Source organism: Escherichia sp. E2586 (assembly GCF_005781105.1).
GTDB lineage: Bacteria > Pseudomonadota > Gammaproteobacteria > Enterobacterales > Enterobacteriaceae > Escherichia.
The window spans coordinates 44,585-62,842 of record NZ_VATN01000019.1; the positions used below are offsets into that span (position 1 = coordinate 44,585).

Here is an 18,258-nt window from a genome sequence, read left to right on the forward strand (position 1 = left end):
GTTGCCAGGGCTTGATCACTTTGAGTTAAGTTTTACTCAACAGGTTGCGGACGCGCAGGGCCAGCAGATGCATGATGTGTTGCTGCATGACCACCTGCCGCACCTTTACCTTCAAAGGCAAAGCTTGGGCGCTGCCAGTCACTGTGACGTGGTGCTTCCGGAACATATTCCGGTGCCGGAGCGCGTGTCATCGGCGCAGTGGCGTGGTTATGTTCAACGATTGCCTCGGATATAACAGGAGCTACCGTTTCAACTTCAGCTGCGACTTCAGCGACGACCGGGGCGGCAGGTTGAGCGACAACTTCAGGTTCGGCAACCACAACCTCGGCAGTTTCGGCAACTTCTTCAATGTCTGCCGTCTCTTCCTGCGGTTCAACTACCGGTTCTGCGTGCTCTGCAACGTCCTGCGCTACGGCAACATCGGCCTCGGCAATCACCTGAGGCTGTTCTGTTACCGCTGCGGCAATCACTTCAGGATGCGTTGTTTCAACAACTTCTGGTTGCGGTTCTGCAACCTGAACAGGTGTTTCTACAACTTCAGCCACCTCTTCAACAACCGGCGCAGCAACAACCGGTTCGACAGAGGCAGCAACAGGGACTTCTGTCACCATCGGCTGCACCTGCACTTCTTCCTGTTCGCGTTGCTCCTCAACCTGTACATCTTGCGGACGTACAACCGGATAACGGATCCATACTTTGCCAGAGGCCAGTTCCGGAGATGCGCACGCTACGGTTAACGGCATCGGTGACTGGGACGGATAACGCTCGTCACGATAGCGACGACGACGCTGACCACTCACGCGCAGGTGACGAGGCGAACGGCGAGAACGACGCGGCATGCCACCGTTGTCACGGTTATCGGCGTTGTTCTCTTCTTGCTGTTCCGGCGCAGTTTGCGCTACGACTGGCAGCGGTACTTTCACCAGTTCAGTGCTCGGGGCTTGTGCTTCCTGAGTAACAGGCTCGGCAGCGACAGTTTCTTCAACCACCGGTGCGGCTACCACTTCTTCTGCAACGCTTTGTTCATAGCGCACTTTCTGATTCAGCTGACGTTGTTTACGACGCGGCTGAACCGGACGTACACGTTCTTCCTGTTCGGTTTCCTGAACAGATTGCTCTTCAACATTCAGCGCCTTCACTTCTTGTTGCGCCTGACGTTTATCATCGTTACGGCGGCGGCTACGCTCACGACGCGGCGCTTGCTGTTCGTCAGTGGTACGCGCTTTTTCCGTTACATCAGCCTGCTGACGGCTATCACGCGTCTCAGCCGTTTGCTGCTGCGCCTGGCGACGATTACGACGGTTTTCTTCGCGATTATCGCTACCTTCCGTACGTTCGCTACGCGTGTCGCGGCGTTCATTACGGTCACGGCGGTTGTTCTGACGAGGCTTACGGCGATCCTGTTGACGTTCCGGTTTCGCTTCCTCTTTTGGTGCAGGTTGCTCGACCGATTTGGTTTCTTCACCGCCACTGAACAGCGATTTCAGTACACTGAAAAGGCGGCTCAACAGACCCGGTTGTGCCGGAGCTGCAGGCGTTGCTGGTGCAGCTTTAGGTGCCGGGGCTGCTGCAGGCGCTACAGGTTCAGCCGGAGCTGGCGCTGGTGGCACATCCGGCATAGCAAAGGTTGCCAGTGCAGGTTGTTCAGGACGCTTACGTTCAGCGAACTCTTCTTCAGACGGCAACGCCATCGCTTCTTCATGCAGTTTTGGCAGCATGTAGCTTAAGGTCGGCGTTTCTTCCCCTTTACGCACGCGCAGCACGTGGTAGTGCGGAGTTTCCATCTGATCGTTTGGTACAATCACACAGCGCACGCCGTCCTGACGAGTTTCAATGGCATTTACCGCAGAACGTTTTTCGTTCAGCAGGTAAGAAGCGATTGGTACAGGAACAATGGCGTGAACTTCCTGAGTGTTCTCTTTCAGCGCTTCTTCTTCAATCAGACGCAAAATAGAGAGTGACAGGGATTCATTGTCACGCACGGTGCCAGTACCAGAACAACGCGGACAAACGTGATGACTGGATTCACCCAGCGACGGGCTCAGGCGCTGACGGGACATCTCCAGAAGGCCGAAGCGAGAAATATGGCTGATTTGAATACGAGCACGGTCCTGACGCACCGCTTCGCGCAGACGGTTTTCTACCGCACGCTGGTGGCGTACAGGCGTCATGTCGATGAAGTCGATAACAATCAGACCACCGAGGTCACGCAGACGCAGCTGACGAGCAATTTCATCAGCAGCTTCCAGGTTGGTGTTAAACGCAGTTTCTTCGATATCGCCGCCGCGAGTTGCACGTGCGGAGTTGATGTCGATGGCGGTTAACGCTTCGGTGCTGTCGATAACAATAGAGCCACCAGACGGCAGACGGACTTCACGCTGGAAGGCGGACTCAATCTGCGATTCAATCTGGTAGTGGCTGAACAGCGGAATTTCACCGGTGTACAGTTTGATTTTGCTACTGAAGTCCGGGCGACCTAATGCAGCGATATGCTGACGTGCCAGTTCGAGCACTTTCGGATTATCGATAAGAATTTCGCCGATGTCCTGGCGCAAGTAATCGCGGAATGCGCGAACGATTACGTTGCTCTCCTGGTGAATCAGGAACGGAGCAGGGCGACTTTCAGCCGCTTTTTTGATGGCTTCCCAGTGCTTCAGACGGAAGCTTAAATCCCATTGCAGCGCCTCAGCAGATTTACCGACGCCTGCGGTGCGCACGATAAGCCCCATGCCTTCCGGCAGTTCCAGGCTTGCCAGTGCTTCTTTTAATTCGGTACGGTCGTCGCCTTCGATACGGCGAGAAATGCCGCCCGCGCGCGGGTTGTTCGGCATCAGAACCAGATAGCTACCCGCCAGGCTGATAAAGGTAGTTAATGCCGCGCCTTTGTTGCCGCGCTCTTCTTTATCAATCTGAACAATAACTTCCTGGCCTTCACGCAACACATCTTTAATGTTGGGACGACCATGAGCACTATAGTTAGCTGGGAAATATTCGCGGGCAATTTCTTTAAGAGGGAGGAAACCGTGACGTTCAGCGCCGTAATCAACAAAAGCAGCTTCCAGACTCGGTTCAATGCGGGTGATTTTACCTTTGTAGATGTTAGCTTTTTTCTGCTCATGCCCCGGGCTTTCGATATCCAGGTCATACAGACGCTGCCCATCTACAAGGGCAACGCGCAACTCTTCCTGCTGAGTTGCGTTAATTAACATTCTTTTCATCGTAACTTACTCATTATTCTTACATTGACGACTAAGCTGCGGGCAAAGTAACGCCTTGCCGGGTGTGAACCGATGGCCTCGTGTCTAGTCGCGTCGCCAACCTCACGGTTATCGTCAGCTCAAAGAGGCGCAGAGTGTCGGTTGCCCGTTTTTCATGCGGAAAAACAGCGCAATTATCAGAGAAACAGACTGGGTATTACTCTCCAGAAATATTTCCATCTACCGGTAAGGACTGCAACCCGCAGCCCGCTAACTGCCTGAAAGATCAATACGTCTTACGCCATTGCTGCGTTGATGATCGGTCGGGCAAAATGGGTTATTCCGTAAAATTTCTTGTTTTAACAAGGTTGGACACGGAAACGTTCTCATTATTCCATTGCAAGCCTTGTTATAGCAAGATGACTTTTACCATTTATCACCCACTTACTCACAGTTTTTTCACTTCTTGCTGGCGATTGGTTTAATAACCACCAATTAGGTGATCACCCTGCGAAGTAATAAGGTGCAAAACTAAATATAAGCATAGAAAAATGAGTGGCGCGAATCCTGCTGGCTATTTAGAATCGCCCACCATGAAAACAGAGACTCCATCCGTAAAAATCGTTGCTATCACTGCTGACGAAGCAGGGCAACGTATCGATAATTTTTTGCGTACCCAACTGAAAGGCGTACCAAAAAGTATGATCTACCGTATTTTGCGTAAAGGTGAAGTACGGGTGAACAAAAAACGTATTAAACCTGAATATAAACTCGAAGCTGGCGACGAAGTGCGTATTCCGCCAGTTCGCGTTGCCGAACGGGAAGAAGATGCGGTGTCGCCACATCTGCAAAAAGTGGCGGCGCTGGCGGATGTCATCTTATATGAAGATGATCATATTCTGGTGCTGAATAAACCGTCCGGCACGGCGGTACATGGCGGCAGTGGTTTAAGTTTCGGCGTTATTGAAGGTTTGCGGGCGTTGCGCCCTGAAGCGCGGTTCCTCGAATTGGTGCATCGACTCGACAGGGACACTTCAGGCGTGCTGCTGGTGGCGAAAAAACGCTCGGCGTTACGTTCGCTGCATGAGCAGTTACGTGAAAAAGGCATGCAGAAAGATTACCTGGCGCTGGTGCGTGGTCAGTGGCAGTCACACGTGAAGAGTGTACAAGCGCCGTTGCTGAAGAATATTTTGCAAAGCGGTGAGCGTATTGTGCGTGTGAGCCAGGAAGGTAAACCATCCGAAACGCGTTTTAAAGTGGAGGAACGCTATGCGTTTGCCACTCTGGTGCGTTGTAGCCCGGTTACCGGACGTACTCATCAGATCCGAGTGCATACTCAGTATGCCGGTCATCCTATAGCGTTTGACGATCGTTACGGCGACCGTGAATTCGATAAACAACTGACTGAAGCGGGAACGGGGTTAAATCGCTTGTTCCTGCATGCGGCGGCGCTGAAGTTTACCCATCCGGGGACCGGTGAGGTGATGCGTATCGAAGCGCCAATGGATGATGGTTTGAAGCGTTGTTTGCAGAAACTGCGTAACACGCGTTAATGCGAGCATATAAACCTGCTAGTAGGCGGTTGGCCTGATAAGGCGTTTACGCCGCATCAGGCAGTCAGCACCAATTGCCGGATGCGGCGTAAACGCGTCCGGCCCATAAAATTATCCCATCAGCGGGTTTTGCCCTTCCCGGCGCAACATCTGACAGAGCGCGATAAGCGGCAAACCAACCAGCGTGTTAGGGTCACGCCCCTCTAAGCGCTCAAACAGCGTAATACCAAACCCTTCACTCTTAAAGCTGCCTGCGCAGTGCAGAGGATGCTCTTTACGCACGTAATTATCAATCTCCGCCTCGCTCAGGTGACGGAAATGGACGTCAAAAGGTTCAACTTCTGTTTGCAGATGCCCATTCGCCGAATTAAACAGCGCCAGCCCGGTATAGAAGGTGACAATATTGCCACTGGCTTTACGTAATTGCAGACGGGCATTTTCTTCCGTTAACGGTTTGCCAGTGATTTCACCGTCCAGTACACACACCTGATCAGAACCAATAATTAAATGATCCGGATAACGTGACGCCAGAGATTGCGCTTTTTCCTGCGCCAGTCGAAGCACCAACTGGCGCGGTGATTCATCGCTGCGCGGGGTTTCGTCGACCTCCGGCGCGGCACATTCGAAAGAGATTTGCAGTTTTTCCAGTAGGACGCGGCGCCAGGGCGATGTGGAGGCTAAAATAAGTTTAGGCATATTTTTTTCCATCAGATATAGCGTATTGATGATAGCCATTTTAAACTATGCGCTTCGTTTTGCAGGTTGATGTTCGTGGTCAGCACTGAACGAAAATAAAGCAGTAACCCGCAATGTGTGCGAATTATTGGCAAAAGGCAACCACAGGCTGCCTTTTTCTTTGACTCTATGACGTTACAAAGTTAATATGCGCGCCCTATGCAAAAGGTAAAATTACCCCTGACTCTCGATCCGGTTCGTACGGCTCAAAAACGCCTTGATTACCAGGGTATTTATACTCCTGATCAGGTTGAGCGCGTCGCCGAATCTGTGGTCAGTGTGGACAGTGATGTGGAATGCTCCATGTCGTTCGCTATCGATAACCAACGTCTCGCGGTGTTAAACGGCGATGCGAAGGTGACGGTAACGCTCGAGTGTCAGCGTTGCGGGAAGCCGTTTACTCATCAGGTCTACACAACGTATTGTTTTAGTCCTGTGCGTTCAGACGAACAGGCTGAAGCACTGCCGGAAGCGTATGAACCGATTGAGGTTAACGAATTCGGTGAAATCGATCTGCTTGCAATGGTTGAAGATGAAATCATCCTCGCCTTGCCGGTAGTTCCGGTGCATGATTCTGAACACTGTGAAGTGTCCGAAGCGGACATGGTCTTTGGTGAACTGCCTGAAGAAGCGCAAAAGCCAAACCCATTTGCCGTATTAGCCAGCTTAAAGCGTAAGTAATTGGTGCTCCCCGTTGGATCGGGGATAAACCGTAATTGAGGAGTAAGGTCCATGGCCGTACAACAGAATAAACCAACCCGTTCCAAACGTGGCATGCGTCGTTCCCATGACGCGCTGACCGCAGTCACCAGCCTGTCTGTAGACAAAACTTCTGGTGAAAAACACCTGCGTCACCACATCACTGCCGACGGTTACTACCGCGGCCGCAAGGTCATCGCTAAGTAATCACGCGTCTGCGTGATGAAGCTTAGTGAGGATTTTCCCCAGGCAACTGGGGAAAGACCAAACCGGGCGGCGACGATACCTTGACACGTCTAACCCTGGCGTTAGATGTCATGGGAGGGGATTTCGGTCCTTCCGTGACAGTGCCTGCAGCTTTGCAGGCACTGAATTCTAATTCGCAACTCACTCTTCTTTTAGTCGGTAATCCCGACGCCATCACGCCATTACTTGCTAAAGCTGACTTTGAACAACGTTCGCGTCTGCAGATTATCCCTGCGCAGTCAGTTATCGCCAGTGATGCCCGGCCTTCGCAAGCTATTCGCGCCAGTCGTGGTAGCTCAATGCGCGTGGCGCTGGAGTTGGTTAAAGAAGGTAGAGCACAAGCCTGCGTCAGCGCTGGTAATACCGGAGCGTTGATGGGACTGGCAAAATTATTACTCAAGCCCCTTGAGGGGATTGAGCGTCCGGCGTTGGTGACGGTGTTGCCGCATCAACAAAAGGGCAAAACGGTGGTCCTTGATTTAGGGGCCAACGTCGATTGTGATAGCACAATGTTGGTGCAATTCGCCATTATGGGCTCTGTTTTGGCTGAAGAGGTGGTGGAAATTCCCAATCCTCGCGTGGCGTTGCTCAATATTGGTGAAGAAGAAGTGAAGGGTCTTGACAGCATTCAGGATGCCTCTGCTGTGCTGAAAACAATCCCTTCTATCAATTACATCGGCTATCTTGAAGCCAATGAGTTATTAACTGGCAAGACAGATGTGCTGGTCTGTGACGGCTTTACAGGAAATGTCACATTAAAGACGATGGAAGGTGTTGTCAGGATGTTCCTTTCTCTGCTGAAATCTCAGGGTGAAGGAAAAAAACGGTCGTGGTGGCTACTGTTATTAAAGCGTTGGCTACAAAAGAGCCTGACGAGGCGATTCAGTCACCTCAACCCCGACCAGTATAACGGCGCCTGTCTGTTAGGATTGCGCGGCACGGTGATAAAAAGTCATGGTGCGGCCAATCAGCGAGCTTTTGCGGTCGCGATTGAACAGGCAGTGCAGGCGGTGCAGCGACAAGTTCCTCAGCGAATTGCCGCTCGCCTGAAATCTGTATACCCAGCTGGTTTTGAGCTGCTGGACGATGGCAAAAGCGGAACTCTGCGGTAGCAGGGCGCTGCCAGCGAACTCGCAGTTTGCAAGTGACGGTATATAACCGAAAAGTGACTGAGCGTACATGTATACGAAGATTATTGGTACTGGCAGCTATCTGCCCGAACAAGTGCGGACAAACGCCGATCTGGAAAAAATGGTGGATACTTCTGACGAGTGGATTGTTACTCGTACCGGTATTCGCGAACGCCATATTGCTGCGCCAAACGAAACCGTTTCAACCATGGGTTTTGAAGCGGCAACGCGTGCAATTGAAATGGCAGGCATCGATAAAGACCAGATTGGCCTGATTGTTGTGGCAACGACTTCTGCCACCCACGCCTTCCCGAGCGCAGCATGTCAGATCCAAAGCATGCTGGGCATTAAAGGCTGCCCGGCGTTTGACGTTGCCGCAGCCTGCGCAGGTTTCACCTATGCATTGAGCGTGGCCGATCAATACGTGAAATCTGGCGCGGTGAAGTATGCTCTGGTCGTCGGTTCCGATGTACTGGCGCGCACCTGCGATCCCACAGATCGCGGGACCATTATCATTTTTGGCGATGGCGCGGGCGCTGCGGTGTTGGCTGCCTCTGAAGAGCCGGGAATCATATCTACCCATCTGCATGCCGACGGTAGTTATGGTGAATTGCTGACGCTGCCAAACGCCGACCGCGTGAATCCAGAGAATTCAATTCATCTGACCATGGCGGGCAACGAAGTCTTCAAGGTTGCGGTAACGGAGCTGGCGCACATCGTTGATGAGACGCTGGAAGCAAATAATCTTGACCGTTCCCAACTGGACTGGCTGGTTCCACATCAGGCGAACCTGCGTATTATCAGCGCAACGGCGAAAAAACTCGGCATGTCAATGGACAATGTCGTCGTGACGCTGGACCGCCATGGTAATACCTCTGCCGCTTCTGTACCGTGCGCGCTGGATGAAGCCGTACGCGACGGGCGTATTAAGCCGGGGCAGTTGGTTCTGCTTGAAGCCTTTGGCGGTGGATTCACCTGGGGCTCCGCGCTGGTTCGTTTCTAGGATAAGGATTTAAACATGACGCAATTTGCATTTGTGTTCCCTGGTCAGGGTTCTCAAACCGTTGGCATGCTGGCTGATATGGCGGCGAGCTATCCAATTGTCGAAGAAACCTTTGCTGAAGCTTCTGCTGCGCTGGGTTATGACCTGTGGGCGCTGACCCAGCAGGGGCCAGCCGAAGAACTGAATAAAACCTGGCAAACTCAGCCAGCACTGTTAACTGCCTCTGTTGCGCTGTACCGTGTATGGCAGCAGCAGGGCGGTAAAGCACCGGCGATGATGGCCGGTCACAGCCTGGGTGAATACTCCGCGCTGGTTTGCGCTGGTGTGATTGATTTTGCTGATGCGGTACGTCTGGTTGAAATGCGCGGCAAGTTCATGCAAGAAGCCGTACCGGAAGGAACTGGCGCAATGGCGGCAATCATCGGTCTGGATGATGCGTCTATTGCGAAAGCTTGTGAAGATGCAGCAGAAGGTCAGGTCGTTTCTCCGGTAAACTTCAACTCTCCGGGCCAGGTGGTTATTGCTGGTCACAAAGAAGCGGTTGAACGTGCTGGCGCTGCCTGTAAAGCTGCGGGCGCGAAACGTGCGCTGCCGTTGCCGGTGAGCGTACCTTCTCACTGTGCGCTGATGAAACCCGCTGCCGACAAACTGGCGGTTGAATTAGCGAAAATCACCTTTAACGCGCCGACCGTTCCGGTTGTCAATAACGTTGATGTCAAATGCGAAACCAATGGCGATGCCATTCGTGATGCACTGGTACGTCAGTTGTATAACCCGGTTCAATGGACGAAATCCGTTGAATTCATGGCAGCGCAAGGCGTTGAGCATCTTTATGAAGTGGGGCCGGGCAAAGTGCTTACTGGCCTGACGAAACGTATTGTCGACACCCTGACCGCCTCGGCGCTGAACGAACCTTCAGCGATGGCAGCGGCGCTCGAGCTTTAAAAGAGGAACAACATGAATTTTGAAGGAAAAATCGCACTGGTAACCGGTGCTAGCCGCGGGATTGGCCGTGCAATCGCTGAAACGCTCGCGGCTCGTGGCGCGAAAGTTATCGGTACTGCGACCAGTGAAAGCGGCGCTCAGGCGATCAGTGATTATTTAGGCGCCAACGGTAAAGGTCTGATGTTGAATGTGACCGACCCGGCATCTATCGAATCTGTTCTGGAAAAAATTCGCGCAGAATTTGGTGAAGTCGATATCCTGGTCAATAATGCCGGTATCACTCGTGATAACCTGTTAATGCGAATGAAAGATGATGAGTGGAACGATATTATCGAAACCAACCTTTCATCTGTTTTCCGTCTGTCAAAAGCGGTAATGCGCGCTATGATGAAAAAGCGTCATGGTCGTATTATCACTATCGGTTCTGTGGTTGGTACCATGGGAAATGGCGGTCAGGCCAACTACGCTGCGGCGAAAGCGGGTTTGATCGGCTTCAGTAAATCACTGGCGCGCGAAGTTGCGTCACGCGGTATTACTGTAAACGTTGTTGCTCCGGGCTTTATTGAAACGGACATGACACGTGCGCTGAGCGATGACCAGCGTGCGGGTATCCTGGCGCAGGTTCCTGCGGGTCGCCTCGGCGGCGCACAGGAAATCGCCAACGCGGTTGCATTCCTGGCATCCGACGAAGCAGCTTACATCACGGGTGAAACTTTGCATGTGAACGGCGGGATGTACATGGTCTGACCGCGATTTGCACAAAATGCTCATGTTGCGCGCAGTCTGCGTGGTTATGAGTAATAATAAGTGCAAAATGATTTGCGTTGTTGGGGGGTATGGCCTCAAAATAACGTAAAATCGTGGTAAGACCTGCCGGGATTTAGTTGCAAATTTTTCAACATTTTATACACTACGAAAACCATCGCGAAAGCGAGTTTTGATAGGAAATTTAAGAGTATGAGCACTATCGAAGAACGCGTTAAGAAAATTATCGGCGAACAGCTGGGCGTTAAGCAGGAAGAAGTTACCAACAATGCTTCTTTCGTTGAAGACCTGGGCGCGGATTCTCTTGACACCGTTGAGCTGGTAATGGCTCTGGAAGAAGAGTTTGATACTGAGATTCCGGACGAAGAAGCTGAGAAAATCACCACCGTTCAGGCTGCCATTGATTACATCAACGGCCACCAGGCGTAAGTGAACATCTCCAGGCGGTCGTTCGACCGCCTGAGTTTTTTCTTTTTTGTCCCACTAGAATCATTTTTTTCCCTCCCTGGAGGACAAACGTGTCTAAGCGTCGTGTAGTTGTGACCGGACTGGGCATGTTGTCTCCTGTCGGCAATACCGTAGAGTCTACCTGGAAAGCTCTGCTTGCCGGTCAGAGTGGCATCAGCCTAATCGACCATTTCGATACTAGCGCCTATGCAACGAAATTTGCTGGCTTAGTAAAGGATTTTAACTGTGAGGACATTATCTCGCGCAAAGAACAGCGCAAGATGGATGCCTTCATTCAATATGGAATTGTCGCTGGCGTTCAGGCCATGCAGGATTCTGGCCTTGAAATAACGGAAGAGAACGCAACCCGCATTGGTGCCGCAATTGGCTCCGGGATTGGCGGCCTCGGACTGATCGAAGAAAACCACACATCTCTGATGAACGGTGGTCCGCGTAAGATCAGCCCATTCTTCGTTCCGTCAACGATTGTGAACATGGTGGCAGGTCACCTGACTATCATGTATGGCCTGCGTGGCCCAAGCATCTCTATCGCGACCGCCTGTACTTCTGGCGTGCACAACATCGGTCAAGCTGCGCGTATTATCGCGTATGGCGATGCTGACGTGATGGTTGCAGGTGGCGCAGAGAAAGCCAGTACGCCGCTGGGCGTTGGTGGTTTTGGCGCGGCACGTGCATTATCTACCCGCAATGATAACCCGCAAGCGGCTAGCCGTCCGTGGGATAAAGAGCGTGATGGTTTCGTACTGGGCGATGGCGCCGGTATGCTGGTACTTGAAGAGTACGAACACGCGAAAAAACGCGGTGCGAAAATTTACGCTGAACTCGTCGGCTTTGGTATGAGCAGCGATGCCTACCATATGACGTCGCCGCCGGAAAACGGCGCAGGCGCAGCTCTGGCGATGGCAAATGCTCTGCGTGACGCAGGAATTGAGCCTGGCCAGATTGGCTACGTGAACGCGCACGGTACTTCTACGCCAGCTGGCGATAAAGCTGAAGCGCAGGCCGTGAAAACTATCTTCGGTGAAGCTGCAAGCCGTGTGCTGGTAAGCTCCACGAAATCCATGACCGGTCACCTGTTAGGTGCAGCAGGTGCAGTAGAGTCCATCTACTCCATCCTGGCGCTGCGCGATCAGGCTGTTCCGCCGACCATCAACCTGGATAACCCGGATGAAGGTTGCGATCTGGATTTTGTGCCGCATGAAGCGCGTCAGGTCAGCGGAATGGAATACACCCTGTGTAACTCCTTCGGCTTTGGTGGCACCAATGGTTCTTTGATCTTCAAAAAGATCTAAGTCGCCATTTTCCACCTACATAAAAGGTCCGCTTGCGGGCCTTTTTTCTTAGATTTTATTCAGACTTGTTCCGCAGTGAACATGCTGCCACACTTACAATCCTATTATAAGGAGCCGGTATGTTCTTAATTAACGGTCATAAACAGGATTCGCTGGCAGCAAACGATCGGGCCATACAGTTTGGCGATGGCTGTTTCACGACAGCCAGAATTATCGACGGTAAAGTCAGCTTATTATCCGCGCACATGACGCGACTACAGGAAGCCTGTCAGCGATTAATGATCGTTTGTGACTTCTGGACGCAGCTTGAGCACGAGATGGCGACTCTGGCGGCAGAGCAGCAAAATGGCGTGCTGAAAGTGGTGATCAGTCGTGGCAGTGGTGGGCGAGGTTACAGTACGTTAAACAGCGGACCGGCAACGCGCATGCTCTCAGTTATGGCTTACCCAACGCATTACGACCGCTTACGCAAAGAGGGAATGCTGCTGGCACTAAGCCCGGTACGCCTGGGACGCAATCCTCATCTTGCGGGAATTAAACATCTTAATCGTCTTGAGCAAGTGTTGATTCGCTCTCATCTTGAGCAGACAAACGCCGACGAGGCGCTGGTTCTTGACAGTGAAGGGTGGGTTACGGAATGCTGTGCAGCTAATTTGTTCTGGCGTAAAGGCAACGTGGTCTACACGCCGCGTCTGGATCAGGCTGGAGTTAACGGTATTATGCGACAATTCTGTATCCGTTTACTGGCACAATCCTCCTATCAGATTGCCGAAGTGCAAGCCTCGTTGGAAGACGTGATGCAGGCAGATGAAGTGATGGTTTGTAATGCGCTGATGCCAGTTATACCTGTGCGTGCCTGTGATGATGTCTTCTTTTCGTCAACAACGCTATATGAATATTTAGCCCCACTTTGTGAGCACCCGAATTAGTCATGAAAAAAGTGTTTTTGATTATCCTGTTATTGCTGATGGTACTGGGTATCGCCGCTGGTGTGGGCGTCTGGAAGGTTCACCATCTTGCCGACAGCAAATTACTTATTAAAGAAGAGACGATATTCACCCTGAAACCTGGAACCGGAAGAATGGCTCTCGGTGAACAATTGTATGCCGATAAAATCATCAATCGCCCCCGCGTCTTTCAGTGGTTGCTGCGTATTGAGCCGGACCTTTCCCATTTCAAAGCCGGGACTTATCGCTTTACGCCGCAGATGACCGTGCGCGAAATGCTGCAATTGCTGAAAAGCGGGAAAGAAGCGCAGTTTCCGCTACGCCTGGTAGAAGGGATGCGTCTGAGCGACTACCTCAAACAATTGCGTGAGGCACCCTATATCACGCACACGTTAAGCGACGATAAATACGCTACCGTGGCGCAGGCCCTGGAACTTGAAAATCCAGAGTGGATTGAAGGCTGGTTTTGGCCAGACACCTGGATGTATACCGCTAATACCACTGATGTCGCGTTACTCAAACGAGCGCACAAGAAAATGGTGAAAGCGGTCGATAGCGCCTGGGATGAGCGAGCGGATGGTCTGCCGTATAAAGATAAAAACCAGTTGGTAACGATGGCGTCGATAATCGAAAAAGAAACCGCCGTTGCCAGTGAGCGCGATCAGGTTGCCTCAGTATTTATCAACCGTTTACGTATCGGCATGCGCCTGCAAACCGACCCGACGGTGATTTACGGGATGGGAGAGAGTTATAATGGCAAACTTTCTCGTGCAGATCTGGAAACGCCGACAGCGTATAACACCTACACCATTACTGGTCTGCCGCCAGGCGCGATTGCTACGCCGGGGGCGGATTCGCTGAAGGCTGCTGCGCATCCGGCGAAAACGCCGTATCTCTATTTTGTGGCCGATGGTAAAGGCGGTCACACGTTTAATACCAATCTTGCCAGTCATAACAAGTCTGTGCAGGATTACCTGAAAGTGCTTAAGGAAAAAAATGCGCAGTAAGTATATCGTCATTGAAGGGCTGGAAGGCGCAGGCAAAACCACCGCGCGAAACGTGGTGGTTGAGACGCTTGAGCAACTGGGGATCCGCGACATGGTTTTTACTCGAGAACCCGGCGGTACGCAGCTGGCGGAAAAATTAAGAAGCCTGGTGCTGGATATCAAATCGGTAGGCGATGAAGTCATTACCGATAAAGCCGAAGTACTGATGTTTTATGCCGCGCGCGTTCAGCTGGTGGAAACTGTCATCAAACCGGCGCTGGCGAAAGGCACCTGGGTGATTGGCGATCGGCACGATCTTTCCACTCAGGCGTATCAGGGCGGCGGTCGTGGGATTGACCAGCATATGCTGGCAACGCTGCGTGATGCTGTTCTGGGGGATTTTCGCCCTGACTTGACGCTTTATCTTGATGTGACCCCAGAAGTGGGGCTAAAACGCGCCCGTGCGCGTGGCGAACTGGATCGCATTGAGCAAGAGTCATTCGATTTCTTTAATCGTACTCGCGCGCGCTATCTTGAACTGGCGGCACAGGATAAAAGCATTTACACCATTGATGCCACTCAGCCACTGGAATCAGTGATGGAGGCGATTCGCACCACCGTGACTCACTGGGTTAAGGAACATAACGCATGAGATGGTATCCGTGGTTAAGACCCGATTTCGAGAAACTGGTAGCCAGCTATCAGGCCGGAAGGGGTCACCATGCGCTACTCATTCAGGCGTTACCAGGCATGGGCGATGATGCCTTAATCTACGCTTTAAGCCGTTATCTCTTGTGCCAACAACCAGAGGGGCATAAAAGCTGCGGCCACTGTCGTGGATGTCAGTTGATGCAGGCGGGAACGCATCCCGACTATTACACCCTTGCTCCCGAAAAAGGGAAGAACGCGCTGGGCATTGATGCGGTGCGTGAAGTCACCGAAAAACTGAATGAGCACGCGCGTTTAGGTGGTGCTAAGGTTGTCTGGATTACCGATGCCGCCTTGCTGACCGACGCTGCGGCGAACGCTTTGCTAAAAACACTGGAAGAGCCGCCGGCAGAAACCTGGTTTTTCCTTGCTACCCGGGAGCTTGAACGTTTACTGGCGACATTACGTAGTCGTTGTCGGCTACATTACCTCGCACCACCGCCAGAACAGTACGCCGTGACCTGGCTTTCACGTGAAGTGACAATGTCACAGGACGCGTTACTTGCCGCACTGCGCTTAAGCGCCGGTTCGCCAGGCGCGGCGTTGGCGTTGTTTCAGGGAGATACCTGGCAGGCCCGCGAAACACTTTGCCAGGCGTTGGCTCACAGTGTGCAATCTGGCGACTGGTATTCCCTGTTGCCGACACTTAATCATGAACAAGCTCCGGCGCGTCTGCACTGGCTGGCAACCCTGATGATGGACGCGCTCAAGCGCAAGTATGGCGCTTCGCAGGTTACCAATGTTGATGTGCCGGGCGTTGTTGCTGCGCTGGCAAACCAGCTTTCTCCCGCGCGCCTGCAGGCTATACTGGGGGATGTTTGTCACACCCGTGAGCAGTTAATTTCTGTCACTGGCGTAAACCGCGAGCTTCTCATCACCGATCTTTTACTGCGTATTGAGCATTACCTGCAACCGGGCGTTGTGCTACCGGTTCCTCATCTTTAAGAGAGACATCATGTTTTTAGTCGACTCACACTGCCATCTCGATGGTCTGGATTATGAATCTTTGCATAAGGACGTGGATGACGTTCTGGCGAAAGCCGCTGCGCGCGATGTGAAATTTTGTCTGGCGGTCGCCACGACATTACCGGGTTATCTGCATATGCGGGATCTGGTAGGCGAACGAGACAATGTCGTATTTTCTTGCGGCGTGCATCCGCTCAACCAGAACGATCCCTATGATGTGGAAGATTTGCGCCGCCTGGCGGCGGAAGAGGGCGTTGTTGCTCTCGGGGAAACCGGGCTGGATTATTATTACACGCCGGAAACTAAAGTGCGTCAGCAAGAGTCTTTCATCCACCATATCCAGATTGGTCGTGAACTGAACAAGCCGGTTATCGTCCATACGCGTGACGCCCGCGCCGATACGCTGGCAATTCTGCGCGAAGAAAAGGTGACGGATTGCGGTGGCGTACTACACTGTTTTACAGAGGACAGAGAAACGGCAGGCAAATTACTGGATCTTGGATTTTACATCTCCTTCTCCGGCATTGTGACCTTCCGTAATGCAGAACAACTACGTGATGCCGCGCGTTATGTGCCGCTCGACCGGTTACTGGTCGAAACTGACGCGCCTTATCTGGCACCTGTGCCGCATCGAGGAAAAGAGAATCAACCTGCAATGGTTCGTGATGTTGCTGAATACATGGCTGTGTTGAAAGGTGTTGCCGTTGAAGAGCTGGCGCAGGTAACCACCGATAACTTCGCCCGCCTGTTTCACATCGACGCTTCCCGCCTTCAATCCATCCGTTAAATGAATTTATTTTAAGGCTCGTAATTAATTACTAAAACGAGTAAAGTTCACCGCCGCAAATTGGGCGGTGAATAACCATGTTTGATGCATTATGGCATTTATTTTGTCAATATGTGCAACTTCGCTAAAGGTCCGAAGTTGAAACGTGATAGCCGTCAAACAAATCGATAATGAATTATTTTACTCTGTGTAATAAATAAAGGGCGCTTAGACGCCCTGTACACGGCAAGGTTCTCCCCCCCTTGCCACGCGTGAGAACGTTAAAAGCACCCATACTCAGGAGCACTCTCAATTATGTTTAAGAATGCATTTGCTAACCTGCAAAAGGTCGGTAAATCGCTGATGCTGCCGGTATCCGTACTGCCTATCGCAGGTATTCTGCTTGGCGTCGGTTCCGCGAATTTCAGCTGGCTGCCCGCCGTTGTATCGCATGTTATGGCAGAAGCGGGCGGTTCCGTTTTTGCAAACATGCCACTGATTTTTGCAATTGGTGTCGCCCTCGGCTTTACCAATAACGATGGCGTATCCGCGCTGGCCGCAGTTGTTGCCTACGGCATCATGGTAAAAACCATGGCCGTGGTTGCGCCGCTGGTACTGCATTTACCTGCTGAAGAAATTGCCGCTAAACACCTGGCGGATACGGGCGTACTCGGGGGGATCATCTCCGGTGCGATCGCAGCGTACATGTTTAACCGTTTCTACCGTATTAAGCTGCCTGAGTATCTTGGCTTCTTTGCCGGTAAACGCTTTGTGCCGATCATTTCTGGCCTGGCTGCCATCTTTACTGGCGTTGTGCTGTCCTTTATTTGGCCGCCAATTGGTTCCGCCATTCAGACCTTCTCCCAGTGGGCTGCTTACCAGAACCCGGTAGTTGCGTTTGGTATCTACGGCTTCATCGAACGCTGCCTGGTACCGTTTGGTCTGCACCACATCTGGAACGTACCTTTCCAGATGCAGATTGGTGAATACACCAACGCCGCAGGTCAGGTATTCCACGGTGACATTCCGCGTTATATGGCGGGTGACCCGACTGCGGGTAAACTGTCTGGCGGCTTCCTGTTCAAAATGTACGGTCTGCCGGCTGCCGCGATTGCTATCTGGCACTCTGCTAAACCAGAAAACCGCGCTAAAGTGGGCGGTATCATGATCTCCGCGGCGTTGACCTCGTTCCTGACCGGTATTACCGAGCCAATCGAGTTCTCCTTCATGTTCGTAGCGCCGATCCTGTACATCATCCACGCGATTCTGGCAGGTCTGGCATTCCCGATCTGTATCCTGCTGGGTATGCGCGATGGTACATCGTTCTCGCACGGTCTGATCGACTTCATCGTCCTGTCTGGTAACAGCAGCAAGCTGTGGCTGTTCCCGATTGTCGGTATCGGTTATGCGATTGTTTACTACACCATCTTCCGCGTGCTGATTAAAGCTCTGGATCTGAAAACCCCGGGCCGTGAAGACGCAACTGAAGATGCGAAAGCTACCGGCACCAGCGAAATGGCACCGGCTCTGGTTGCTGCATTTGGTGGTAAAGAAAACATCACTAACCTTGACGCATGTATTACCCGTCTGCGTGTTAGCGTCGCTGATGTGTCCAAAGTGGATCAGGCTGGCCTGAAGAAACTGGGCGCAGCGGGCGTAGTGGTTGCTGGTTCCGGTGTTCAGGCGATTTTCGGTACGAAATCCGATAACCTGAAAACCGAAATGGATGAGTACATCCGCAACAACTAATCCGTAAGACGTTGGGGAGACTGAGGCAGCCGAATGGCTGCCTTTTTTACAGCCGCTAATCAGACCGGTCATCATTAAATTGCGTGTTGCGCCCGGGGCGATA

General features: G+C 52.2%; 17 protein-coding genes. 15 read left to right on the forward strand and 2 right to left on the reverse strand.

All coding sequences use genetic code 11. The annotated features are described in order from the left end of the window. Positions 1-32: 32 nt before the first annotated feature. Positions 33-3,218, reverse strand: coding sequence for a ribonuclease E (gene rne, locus FEK50_RS17520; RefSeq protein WP_131162244.1), 3,186 nt, complete (start codon positions 3,216-3,218; stop codon positions 33-35). Positions 3,219-3,790: 572 nt separating this feature from the next. On the opposite strand from rne, the gene rluC reads away from it, so the two are divergent. Continuing rightward, positions 3,791-4,750 (forward strand): 23S rRNA pseudouridine(955/2504/2580) synthase RluC, encoded by a 960-nt coding sequence (gene rluC, locus FEK50_RS17525; protein ID WP_024191859.1) that lies wholly within the window; start codon positions 3,791-3,793, stop codon positions 4,748-4,750. 111 nt (positions 4,751-4,861) lie between these two features. Here the strand turns inward: rluC and yceF are convergent, their stop codons facing one another. After that, positions 4,862-5,446 (reverse strand): 7-methyl-GTP pyrophosphatase, encoded by a 585-nt coding sequence (yceF, locus tag FEK50_RS17530; protein WP_064528833.1) that lies wholly within the window; start codon positions 5,444-5,446, stop codon positions 4,862-4,864. A 198-nt stretch (positions 5,447-5,644) separates the two neighbouring features. Here yceF and yceD point away from each other — a divergent pair, with 198 nt between their 5' ends. From yceD to ptsG, 14 genes are all read left to right on the forward strand, one after another. Further along, positions 5,645-6,166, forward strand: coding sequence for a 23S rRNA accumulation protein YceD (gene yceD / locus FEK50_RS17535; protein ID WP_001174481.1), 522 nt, complete (start codon positions 5,645-5,647; stop codon positions 6,164-6,166). 51 nt (positions 6,167-6,217) lie between these two features. Then, complete coding sequence (gene rpmF, locus FEK50_RS17540; protein ID WP_000290727.1) at positions 6,218-6,391, forward strand: 50S ribosomal protein L32; 174 nt, start codon at positions 6,218-6,220, stop codon at positions 6,389-6,391. Positions 6,392-6,471: 80 nt separating this feature from the next. Further along, complete coding sequence (gene plsX / locus FEK50_RS17545; RefSeq protein ID WP_074399521.1) at positions 6,472-7,542, forward strand: phosphate acyltransferase PlsX; 1,071 nt, start codon at positions 6,472-6,474, stop codon at positions 7,540-7,542. 67 nt (positions 7,543-7,609) lie between these two features. Then, positions 7,610-8,563: a beta-ketoacyl-ACP synthase III gene (gene fabH / locus FEK50_RS17550; protein ID WP_130205541.1), complete on the forward strand. Its 954-nt coding sequence runs from the start codon at positions 7,610-7,612 to the stop codon at positions 8,561-8,563. 15 nt (positions 8,564-8,578) lie between these two features. Continuing rightward, positions 8,579-9,508, forward strand: a complete 930-nt coding sequence (gene fabD, locus FEK50_RS17555; RefSeq protein WP_131162243.1) for an ACP S-malonyltransferase — start codon at positions 8,579-8,581, stop codon at positions 9,506-9,508. A gap of 12 nt (positions 9,509-9,520) precedes the next feature. Continuing rightward, positions 9,521-10,255 (forward strand): 3-oxoacyl-ACP reductase FabG, encoded by a 735-nt coding sequence (fabG, locus tag FEK50_RS17560; protein ID WP_001008542.1) that lies wholly within the window; start codon positions 9,521-9,523, stop codon positions 10,253-10,255. A 210-nt stretch (positions 10,256-10,465) separates the two neighbouring features. Beyond that, positions 10,466-10,702 carry an acyl carrier protein gene (gene acpP / locus FEK50_RS17565; RefSeq protein ID WP_000103754.1) on the forward strand — a complete coding sequence of 79 codons (237 nt, stop codon included), beginning with the start codon at positions 10,466-10,468 and terminating at the stop codon, positions 10,700-10,702. A gap of 89 nt (positions 10,703-10,791) precedes the next feature. Continuing rightward, positions 10,792-12,033 carry a beta-ketoacyl-ACP synthase II gene (fabF, locus tag FEK50_RS17570; protein ID WP_130205545.1) on the forward strand — a complete coding sequence of 414 codons (1,242 nt, stop codon included), beginning with the start codon at positions 10,792-10,794 and terminating at the stop codon, positions 12,031-12,033. A 119-nt stretch (positions 12,034-12,152) separates the two neighbouring features. Beyond that, a complete protein-coding gene (gene pabC / locus FEK50_RS17575; RefSeq protein ID WP_130205547.1) occupies positions 12,153-12,962 on the forward strand; it encodes an aminodeoxychorismate lyase in 810 nt (269 codons plus the stop codon). A gap of 2 nt (positions 12,963-12,964) precedes the next feature. Next, entirely contained in the window at positions 12,965-13,987 is a 1,023-nt protein-coding gene (gene yceG, locus FEK50_RS17580) for a cell division protein YceG (protein ID WP_131162242.1), read from the forward strand. Further along, positions 13,977-14,618, forward strand: a complete 642-nt coding sequence (gene tmk / locus FEK50_RS17585; protein WP_130205551.1) for a dTMP kinase — start codon at positions 13,977-13,979, stop codon at positions 14,616-14,618. Before yceG ends, tmk begins: the two co-directional genes overlap by 11 nt. Continuing rightward, positions 14,615-15,619 (forward strand): DNA polymerase III subunit delta', encoded by a 1,005-nt coding sequence (gene holB, locus FEK50_RS17590; protein ID WP_130259677.1) that lies wholly within the window; start codon positions 14,615-14,617, stop codon positions 15,617-15,619. Before tmk ends, holB begins: the two co-directional genes overlap by 4 nt. Before the next feature lie 10 nt (positions 15,620-15,629). Then, positions 15,630-16,427 carry a metal-dependent hydrolase gene (locus tag FEK50_RS17595; RefSeq protein ID WP_130205555.1) on the forward strand — a complete coding sequence of 266 codons (798 nt, stop codon included), beginning with the start codon at positions 15,630-15,632 and terminating at the stop codon, positions 16,425-16,427. A 294-nt stretch (positions 16,428-16,721) separates the two neighbouring features. Then, positions 16,722-18,155, forward strand: coding sequence for a PTS glucose transporter subunit IIBC (gene ptsG, locus FEK50_RS17600; protein ID WP_000475698.1), 1,434 nt, complete (start codon positions 16,722-16,724; stop codon positions 18,153-18,155). Positions 18,156-18,258 lie beyond the last annotated feature (103 nt).

Excerpts from the sequence above, each read along its gene's own strand:
- tmk (WP_130205551.1), top strand. The coding sequence starts at position 13,977 with ATGCGCAGTAAGTATATCGTCATTGAAGGGCTGGAAGGCGCAGGCAAA.
- fabH (WP_130205541.1), top strand. The coding sequence starts at position 7,610 with ATGTATACGAAGATTATTGGTACTGGCAGCTATCTGCCCGAACAAGTG.
- FEK50_RS17595 (WP_130205555.1), top strand. The coding sequence starts at position 15,630 with ATGTTTTTAGTCGACTCACACTGCCATCTCGATGGTCTGGATTATGAA.
- pabC (WP_130205547.1), top strand. The coding sequence starts at position 12,153 with ATGTTCTTAATTAACGGTCATAAACAGGATTCGCTGGCAGCAAACGAT.
- fabD (WP_131162243.1), top strand. The coding sequence starts at position 8,579 with ATGACGCAATTTGCATTTGTGTTCCCTGGTCAGGGTTCTCAAACCGTT.
- yceG (WP_131162242.1), top strand. The coding sequence starts at position 12,965 with ATGAAAAAAGTGTTTTTGATTATCCTGTTATTGCTGATGGTACTGGGT.
- rpmF (WP_000290727.1), top strand. The coding sequence starts at position 6,218 with ATGGCCGTACAACAGAATAAACCAACCCGTTCCAAACGTGGCATGCGT.
- ptsG (WP_000475698.1), top strand. The coding sequence starts at position 16,722 with ATGTTTAAGAATGCATTTGCTAACCTGCAAAAGGTCGGTAAATCGCTG.
- fabG (WP_001008542.1), top strand. The coding sequence starts at position 9,521 with ATGAATTTTGAAGGAAAAATCGCACTGGTAACCGGTGCTAGCCGCGGG.
- yceD (WP_001174481.1), top strand. The coding sequence starts at position 5,645 with ATGCAAAAGGTAAAATTACCCCTGACTCTCGATCCGGTTCGTACGGCT.
- acpP (WP_000103754.1), top strand. The coding sequence starts at position 10,466 with ATGAGCACTATCGAAGAACGCGTTAAGAAAATTATCGGCGAACAGCTG.
- holB (WP_130259677.1), top strand. The coding sequence starts at position 14,615 with ATGAGATGGTATCCGTGGTTAAGACCCGATTTCGAGAAACTGGTAGCC.
- rluC (WP_024191859.1), top strand. The coding sequence starts at position 3,791 with ATGAAAACAGAGACTCCATCCGTAAAAATCGTTGCTATCACTGCTGAC.
- rne (WP_131162244.1), bottom strand. The coding sequence starts at position 3,218 with ATGAAAAGAATGTTAATTAACGCAACTCAGCAGGAAGAGTTGCGCGTT.
- yceF (WP_064528833.1), bottom strand. The coding sequence starts at position 5,446 with ATGCCTAAACTTATTTTAGCCTCCACATCGCCCTGGCGCCGCGTCCTA.